We start from the raw sequence: 8,335 nt of genomic DNA, 5'->3' as shown, positions 1-8,335 counted from the left end.
AAAGGTATTCCTCTCGGCCATCGCTCTCGCTGCTACAGTCCTATTCTGGCTGTAAATCAATGAGTCTGGAGCCTAGTGATTTCGGTAGGAATTCAGGCCGTGTCTCTATATTTCTGGGGCTTCTCCGGATGTTCCCCGCACTTTCAGGACCGCAGAATACTCGAAATGACGGACTGGAAGTTCGGGTGTTCGCATTCGGTCCAGAAGGATCTCGGCCAATCGCTTGCCTAACATCTTCGGGTCGATCGCCATGGTTGTCAGGCCGGGCGTCGAGACGGCAGCATCCTCGATGTCATCGAAGCCTACTACCGAAAAATCATGTCCGGGTTTCAAACCTGACTGGATCAAGCCGAAGCAGGCACCAAGCGCTACAACATCTCCGTTACAAACAATGCCTGTCACCTCGGGGTGTTTGTGACGGAGCGCTGCGACAGCGTCAAATCCGGCGCGCTTGGTCTCCTCACATGGCCAGATTATTGGGCGCACGCCATCCAGTTTTTCACAAACGCTAAGGTAACCGGCGATGCGCTCCTCGCGCACCGACGTTTGCTCGGTGCCGCCAAAATAGGCGATGTACCTGTGTCCCAAATCAATCAAATGCTGTGTGGCTTGAGCAAGAGCCTCTGTGTTTAGAACACCAACGTGATCAAGGGACTGTGATACCTTGCGCATGAAAGTAACAGCGGGAACACCGTGGGTTTCCAGAAGCTCCATAGCGTCCTCGTTCGTGTCGAGCGCCGGCACCCAAATCAAACCACGGCGACCAAATCTGATGCAGGCTTCCAGGAGGCGGTCCTGACGCTGAAGGTCTCCTTGTGCATCGAGGACCGACACCATGAAACCTTCGGTTTCGAGCAAGTCGACAGCGCCGCTGACAACCTCTGCGTTAAACGGGTTGGCCAATTTGTTAATGATGAAACCGATTTCGCGATTGTCGCCCGATCGCATTGCGGCCGCCGCTTGATTTGGGACGTAGCGCAGACGCTTGGCTGCGCTCAGGACTTTCTGACGGGTCTTCTCTGAAATTCGACCAGTGTCACGCATAACCTGGCTGACGGTTGGAACCGACACACCCGCTTCTTTGGCAACGCTGGATAAGGTGGGTTTTTTCGTCATGGGTCACAGTCTTGGTATAACGTTTGCCTAAAGTCGCAAGCGGTTTTGCAAATGGCAAGCAGTTTATGACGAACGCTTGGCGGCAAGAGGCTTGACTCATGATACAACGATATATCATAGTAACTGCATTCTCCCTCGGACTGATCCAAGGTTGTCGGCGAGGGAGGGAGGTTGCCTGGTTTTGGACAACCTCAGACATAGGGAGGAAAACATGTCTATTCATTCGAAGCTGGCGGGAGCCGTGTCCGGTGTGGCCATGCTTGTTGGCGCTGTCACCGTGCAAGCTGAAACTCTGTTCTGGTCGACCCAGGCCCGGCCAGCCGAAGAAGCGCAGGCGATGCGGACCGAGGTTCTTGGTGGCTTCGATGGTGGAGTGGATTACCAGCCGAACGAAGACGGCCCTTGGCTGACGCGTTTGCAAGCTGAACTACAAGCGGGCTCGGGTAGCATTGACTTGCTGGGTTCTTTGCACGGCAACTTCTCGGCGATGAACCCTGATGACCTAATGGACCTCAGTGATCTTGGCGTCATGTCGGCCTCAGACACTTTCAATGATCTGGCCAAGCTGGGAACTGACGGCCTGCACTACATGCCTTGGATGCAAGCGAGCTACATCATGGCCGCCAATAAGGAAGCGCTGCAATACCTGCCTGAAGGTGCGGACATCAATGCGCTGACCTATGACCAGTTGATCGCATGGGCGGCGAATGTAGAAGAAGCAACTGGCCAGAAGAAATTCGGCTTTCCTGCAGGACCCAAGGGTCTAAAACACCGCTTCTTCCAAGGCTACCTCTACCCGTCCTACACTGATGGTGTCGTGCGGACATTTGCATCGCCCGAGGCTGTGACAGCATGGGAGAAGTTCAAAGAGCTGTGGAGCCATACAAACCCTGCATCGACCAACTTCTCGTTCATGCAGGAACAGCTGTTGAACGGCGATGCCTGGATCGTCTTCGACCACACCTCGCGCCTTGCACAGGCGTTTAATGAGCGTCCTGACGATTTTGTTGCCTTCCCGGCGCCTGCTGGTCCGACCGGCCGTGGCTTCATGCCTGTTCTGGCAGGTGTTGCCATCCCACGCACCGCGCCAGATGTAGAAGGTGCCAAAGCGTTGGTGACCTATTTGATGCAGCCCGAAACACAGATTGCGACCCTGAAGGCCACAAACTTCTTCCCTGTGGTTGAAGTCGAACTGCCAGACGATCTGCCGCCTTCGGTCAAAGCTGCCGGCGTAGCGGTTGCCACGATGAGCGGCTCACCAGATGCTAATCCTGGCCTGCTGCCTGCAGGTCTGGGTAGCATGGGTGGGGATTTCAATCGTGTTTACGTAGATGCGTTCGAGCGCATTGTTCTGGCTGGTCAGCCCATCGAGCGGGTTCTGGAAGATCAAAAGAAACAGCTGGAAAAGATCATGACTGAAACTGGCGCGCCTTGCTGGGCACCAGATGCACCATCGGAAGGTGCTTGCCCGGTCGAATAAGACCTTCCCTGACTGCCGGGCCGCCGAAGCTGTGGCCCGGCTCCCCCAGCAAAATCCCAATTTAAAGGAGTGGTCCGATGGAAGCGCGGCTTTTGCCCTATTTTCTGATCCTCCCGGTGACGCTATTTCTTTGCCTGTTTTTCCTCTATCCGTTTGCGCTGGTTGCGCAGCAGGCTTTTGGAACAGGGAACGGCTTTTCACTGGATAACTTTCGCGAGGTCGTGAGCTACTGGAAGTTCCCGATCTCGATGAAGAACACCTTTCTTCTGGCCGCGGCCGTGGTACCGATCCAGCTGGCGCTGTCACTTCTGATGGCCACGATGGTCACGAAAATGGAAAAGGGCCGTGATCTGGTTCTGTATATTTGGACCATTCCGCTGGGTATTTCTGATCTTGCCGCCGGTATCATCTGGCTGGCGATCTTCGAGCAGTCGGGTTTCCTGAACTCGATGATGGTCGGGCTTGGTGTCACTGACCAACCTGTAAGTTTGCTGAGTTATCAAACACCGTGGGTAGTGTTCCTGGCGATTATGCTTGCTGAGATTTGGCGCGCAACTGCGATCATGCTGGTGATCCTTGTGGCGGGCATCGGCCTGATCCCCAAGGAATACTACGAAGCTGCGGATGTGTTTGGCGCCTCGCGCTGGAAACAGTTCACGCGTATCACCCTGCCGCTATTGCGCCCGTCGCTGCAAACGGCCCTGGTCCTGCGCGTCATCCTGGCCTTCGAGGTCTTCGCCGTGGTTGCAGCTCTTGGGGGCACGATCTTCCCGGTGCTTATGGGCGAGATCTACGCCTATCAGTTTGACCTGCAAAATAGTGGGGCAGCAGCAGCGCTGGCGATCATCGTTCTGATTATCTCTATCGTCTTCACTCTGATCATCATGCGCGCTCTGCGCGTCCCGAAAGGAGCCACGATATGATGGCTGTAGCAGACGTCGTAGCCCCTGACACCCGCAAGGCGGGAAGGGGGCTTTACCGAGCAGGGGTGATCTTGCTGTGTGCCTGGGTGATTATACCGCTCTACCTGCTGTTCGTGAACACAATGTCCTCACCGGATACGGTGAACAGTTTCCCCAAGAGCTTCATCCCGGAGTTCAATATGGGATCCCTGGAATTCTTCATGGGGTTCCAGGGGATGCTGAGGGCGCTGTGGAACTCGGTTGTGGTGGCTTTGATGACGATGGTGATGTCCATCGCCATCGGAGCCCCCGCGGGCTACGCCCTATCGCGGTTCGACTTCCGTGGGAAAGAGCTGTTCCGGTTGCTGATCTTGCTGACACGGGCCTTTCCCTTGCCGCTTCTGGCACTGCCCTTGGCAGTTCTCTTCATCCGTACGGGCTTGGATGATACGGCTTTTGGTCTGGCGCTGGTTCACACAACGTTGGCGATCCCCTTCGCGGTGCTCATCACCTTTTCGCTTTTTTCAGGCATACCGCTTGAGCTGGAAGAGGCGGCTTGGACATTGGGCTGCACACGGCTGACTGCCTTTACCAAGGTGATCTTGCCCTTGGTACTTCCGGGGATCACGGCCTCGGCGATTTTCGCCTTTGTAATCTCGTGGAACGAAGTGTTTGCAGCCGCCGTGCTGACCATCGAAAACCGCACGTTGCCCGCATTCCTGTTGCAGACACTGGGCGAGGCCCCGTTGCACCTGAAATTTGCAGGCGGCTTCATCCTCGTGGTGCCTGCGCTGATTTTCATCTTCGCTGTGCGCAAATATCTCTTTGCCATGTGGGGCATCGCCAACCGCTGAGCGGTGGCTGAAAGGAAACTGTTATGGCTGAAATACAGATCAAAAACGTCGCCAAGAACTTTGGGTCTTACCAAGCTCTGCATGACATCAACCTTACCATCGCAGACCAGGAGTTCATGGTCCTTCTGGGGGCTTCGGGCTGTGGTAAATCTACGCTTTTGCGTATCATCGCCGGACTTGAGACAGCGACAACCGGCGAAGTCTGGATCGGTGGCCGCCGGGTGGATCACCTGTCGCCCAAAGATCGCGGCATCTCGATGGTATTCCAAAACTATGCGGTGTTTCCGCACCTAACTGTGTTCGAGAACATTGGCTTTGGGCTGCGGATGCAAAAACTGCCGGATGATGAGGTCAAGCGCCGGGTCGAACGCACCGCAGGTTTGATGCATATCGAGCAACTCCTAAAGCGCTATTCGGGTGAGTTGTCGGGCGGTCAGCGCCAGAGGGTTGCAGTTGCCCGTGCCTTGGCAATGGAGCCGGACGTGATCCTGATGGACGAACCGCTGTCGAACCTCGACGCGCTGTTGCGGATGGAAATGCGTGCCGAGCTGAAGGGTGTTCTGGCAGAAAGCAAGACCACTGCCATCTATGTGACCCACGATCAGGTCGAAGCCATGTCCATGGCTGACCGGATCAGCGTCATGCATCAGGGCAAGATTGTGCAGGCAGCCTCGCCCATCGAGGTGTATCGGGATCCAGCGGCCGAGTTTGTGGCCAGTTTCATCGGCAATCCGCCTATGAATTTCCTCCCCGCTGAAGCTGCGGGCTCTGGTCGCTGGACAGTTGCCGGGCAGAACCTTGACGGTCCTGCAAATGGCAAGGATCTGAAATGGGCCATTCGCCCGGAAGATTTGCGCATTGCAGATCAGGGGTTTGGAGCGCGAGCCAAGGTTGTTGAGCCTTTGGGCGCACATTTACTTGTGACTTGTGACGTGGACGGACACCAGTTCCGCGCAGTTCTGGACAGTGAGCTCAGCGTGAAACCTGGTGACGTACTTACGCTGGCACCGCAAGAGGGACGGGGGCGTTGGTTTGACTCCGAAACCACTCTGGCCGTCGCTTAAGGGAGAAACAGGATGAGCCAAGCTCTGATCGATCAGGCCCGAGGCGTCATGGAAGGAAATGATAGGGGCACCTACACCGTTCCTACCCATGGCCTCTATCCTTTCCAATGGAACTGGGACAGTGCTTTGTCCGCGCTTGGCTTTTCGCATTTCGACATGGATCGGGCCTGGGTCGAGGTCGAGACTCTTATGGCCCATCAGTGGGACGATGGTATGGTGCCACATATCATTTTCCACGAACCAGATGATGGATATTTCCCAGGTCCTAACGTCTGGCAAACAAGGCGAGATGTGCCCACGACTGGAATCACCCAGCCAGCGGTTGCGGGTTTTGCGTTGCGCAAGCTTTATGATCGGACTGAAGACAAAGCAGTCGCGCGCGAGCGTCTGGCCAAGCTCCTGCCCAAGGTCCATGCATGGCACAAATGGTTCTACCGCGACCGCGATCCCAAAAGCACGGGACTGGTCGCAATCATTCACCCGTGGGAGTCTGGCCGAGACAACTCTGTGGATTGGGATGAAGGGCTGGACGCCGTGCCGATCGAGGGTATCGCGCCATTTACGCGACGGGATACGACCCACGCCAACCCAGATCACCGCCCGTCGGACGAGCAATACAAGTGCTATATCTGGCTGGTCGAGTACTTCCGAGGGCTTGGATGGGATAATGCGAAGCTCCACGATGCCTCGCCATTTTGCCTCGTTGATCCAGGCTTTAACGGCATCCTGATACGGTCTTGCGACGATGTTGCGGATTTGGCCGAGTTCTTAGGCGATCCCTCGATGGCCTCTGAGGCCCGCGCGATGGCCACGAAGGGTCGTGCGGCACTGGAAAGCCTATGGAACCCGACGCTTGGGCAATACACGTGTTACAACCGCGCTGCTGGTCATCTGCAAGACACACCTTCGATTGGTGGGTTGCTCGCGGCAATTGCCGATGTCCCTCATGCGCGAGCTGATGCGCTCGCACGGCGGATCGCTTTGTTGGCTGAGCGATGCGGCTATCTGGTGCCCAGTCACGACCCAATAGATGGCGCTTTTGACAGCCTGCGCTATTGGCGCGGACCGACATGGTTAATCGTGAATTATTTGATTGCCGAAGGCCTAGGTCGGTCAGAGCAGGGGGCCATGGCGCAGCGTATCCTGGCTGACAGTTTGCGCCTCATCGAGAAAAGTGGCTTTGCAGAATACTATGACCCAAACAGCGGCGAGCCCTGTGGTGGTGGAGATTTTACCTGGACCGCTGCCATGGTGATCGAAATCCTCAAAAACCAAAAAGTGCCAGCATGAAGCGTTCGCGCATCAATGAGATCATGGCCCAAGCAGATGAGTTCATTTGCTCTCATGGCTTTGCTTTGCCGGCGTCAGGGGTTAGCACGCGCGTTGTTCGAGCGCGCTTCTACTTTGGCCGTAGCGAGGGGTTGTCACAACGTTTGGCTCGACACCTCTGATCCCAAGGCGCGCGAGATCTATCTGCGTTGGGGGTTTGTACAGTTTGGCAAGCTAGAAAACGGACCGAATCGTGGGCCGTCAGAACACAGCCGTTGGTTCTTACAACGGCCCATCGCCTGATCCGGAATAGGAAACCTATGATTGACCCCGCCAACAACCCTCGAAGCTTTCTGGAACACCTCTTTTCCACCGCCGTTGCTGTGGCCGACCCCATGCTCGTGGTGCCCCCACACTTGCCAAAGCGTCCAAAGGGGCGGCTGCTGGTGATAGGAGCAGGCAAGGCCAGTGCCCGCATGGCCGAAGCCGTTGAGTCCTACTATGGCCCTTGTGAGGGGCTCGTCATTACCCGTTATGGGTTTGCTCGACCGTGTAATGGTATCGAGATTGTCGAGGCGGCGCACCCAGTGCCGGATGCCGCTGGTGAAGCTGCAACGATCCGGATGTTGGAGATGGTTCAGGATACGACTTCGGAGGATACGGTAATCGCCTTAATCTCGGGTGGGGGGTCAGCGTTGCTTTGTGCCGCGGCAGCGGGCGTCACCCTCGCCGACAAGATTGCGCTCAACCAAGCGCTCTTGGCCTCTGGCGCACCGATCGGAGACATGAACATCGTCCGAAAACACCTGAGTCGCGTCAAAGGTGGACAACTGGCGGCGGCCTGTGCACCAGCACAGATGCTTAGCTTGCTGATTTCCGATGTGCCGGGTGATGATCCGGCGCTGATCGCCTCGGGCCCAACTGTGGGTGAAAAAAGCAGTGCAAAGGATGCAATCGATATCCTGAAGCACTACGGAATTACTGTATCAGAAGCGATGCTGTCTAATTCCAGCGTCATCCCTCCGGATGATCCCATCTTTTTGCGCGCAGAAACGCGCGTGATCGCTGCCCCGGTGCAATCCCTTGAGGCTGCTGCCGCGGAGGCTGAGGCTCAAGGCTGCAAGGTGCATCTTCTAGGAGATGCATTGGAAGGAGAAGCAAGAGTACTGGCAGCGCATCAAGCGGCGGAGGCCCTTTTGTTGCAGTCAACAATCAAGCGCCCGACCTTGCTGCTATCCGGTGGTGAATGCACCGTTACAAGGCGGGGAAACGGCATTGGAGGTCCCAATGCCGAGTTCACGCTGGCCGCGGCATTGGCTCTGAACGGGGCGGCGGGCATCCACATACTGGCTTGCGACACAGATGGCGTAGACGGTGCGGCAGAAGTGGCCGGTGCTTATGCAGGGCCCGATACGCTAGCACAAGCGTCCGGCAAAGGCGTCTCAGCCCGAGAAGTGCTGGACCGCAATGATGCCCATAGTTTCTTCGGTGCAATCGGAGGTCAAATCGTTCCAGGACCAACCCTAACAAACGTTAACGACTTTAGAGCGATTTTGATCCTTCCCAAGTGATTCAATCCCTAGGTTCTGGACCTATTAATTTGGTTGCCGTCATCCCGCCTGCGTGATTCATACCCGTGAGTTTCAGGGG

The 8,335-nt window shown here is 56.3% G+C and carries 8 protein-coding genes; 7 read left to right on the top strand and 1 reads right to left on the bottom strand.

The annotated features are described in order from the left end of the window. Positions 1–105: 105 nt before the first annotated feature. Positions 106–1,116, bottom strand: a complete 1,011-nt coding sequence (locus AC2FHW_RS19765) for a LacI family DNA-binding transcriptional regulator (RefSeq protein ID WP_142640345.1) — start codon at positions 1,114–1,116, stop codon at positions 106–108. Between the two features lie 211 nt (positions 1,117–1,327). On the opposite strand from AC2FHW_RS19765, the gene AC2FHW_RS19760 reads away from it, so the two are divergent. From AC2FHW_RS19760 to AC2FHW_RS19730, 7 genes are all read left to right on the top strand, one after another. Beyond that, positions 1,328–2,596, top strand: coding sequence for an ABC transporter substrate-binding protein (locus tag AC2FHW_RS19760; RefSeq protein ID WP_496822498.1), 1,269 nt, complete (start codon positions 1,328–1,330; stop codon positions 2,594–2,596). 77 nt (positions 2,597–2,673) lie between these two features. Beyond that, on the top strand, positions 2,674–3,519 hold the full coding sequence (locus tag AC2FHW_RS19755) for a carbohydrate ABC transporter permease (protein ID WP_142640343.1): 846 nt from the start codon (positions 2,674–2,676) through the stop codon (positions 3,517–3,519). Then, on the top strand, positions 3,516–4,352 hold the full coding sequence (locus AC2FHW_RS19750) for a carbohydrate ABC transporter permease (RefSeq protein WP_221929508.1): 837 nt from the start codon (positions 3,516–3,518) through the stop codon (positions 4,350–4,352). The genes AC2FHW_RS19755 and AC2FHW_RS19750 overlap by 4 nt, the downstream gene beginning before the upstream one ends. Before the next feature lie 23 nt (positions 4,353–4,375). Continuing rightward, positions 4,376–5,416, top strand: a complete 1,041-nt coding sequence (locus tag AC2FHW_RS19745) for an ABC transporter ATP-binding protein (protein WP_142640342.1) — start codon at positions 4,376–4,378, stop codon at positions 5,414–5,416. Between the two features lie 12 nt (positions 5,417–5,428). After that, the gene (locus AC2FHW_RS19740) at positions 5,429–6,706 is read left to right on the top strand and encodes an MGH1-like glycoside hydrolase domain-containing protein (protein WP_142640341.1); all 1,278 of its coding nucleotides are present in this window, start codon (positions 5,429–5,431) and stop codon (positions 6,704–6,706) included. 15 nt (positions 6,707–6,721) lie between these two features. Beyond that, positions 6,722–6,988, top strand: a complete 267-nt coding sequence (locus tag AC2FHW_RS19735) for a GNAT family N-acetyltransferase (RefSeq protein WP_496710203.1) — start codon at positions 6,722–6,724, stop codon at positions 6,986–6,988. 17 nt (positions 6,989–7,005) lie between these two features. Beyond that, on the top strand, positions 7,006–8,256 hold the full coding sequence (locus AC2FHW_RS19730) for a glycerate kinase type-2 family protein (RefSeq protein WP_496822496.1): 1,251 nt from the start codon (positions 7,006–7,008) through the stop codon (positions 8,254–8,256). The last annotated feature ends 79 nt before the right edge of the window (positions 8,257–8,335 follow it).

This window comes from Ruegeria sp. YTSA108 (genome assembly GCF_059610185.1).
The sequence above is the reverse complement of the archived record's forward strand: the minus strand, read 5'-3'. Positions and strand labels throughout refer to the sequence as shown.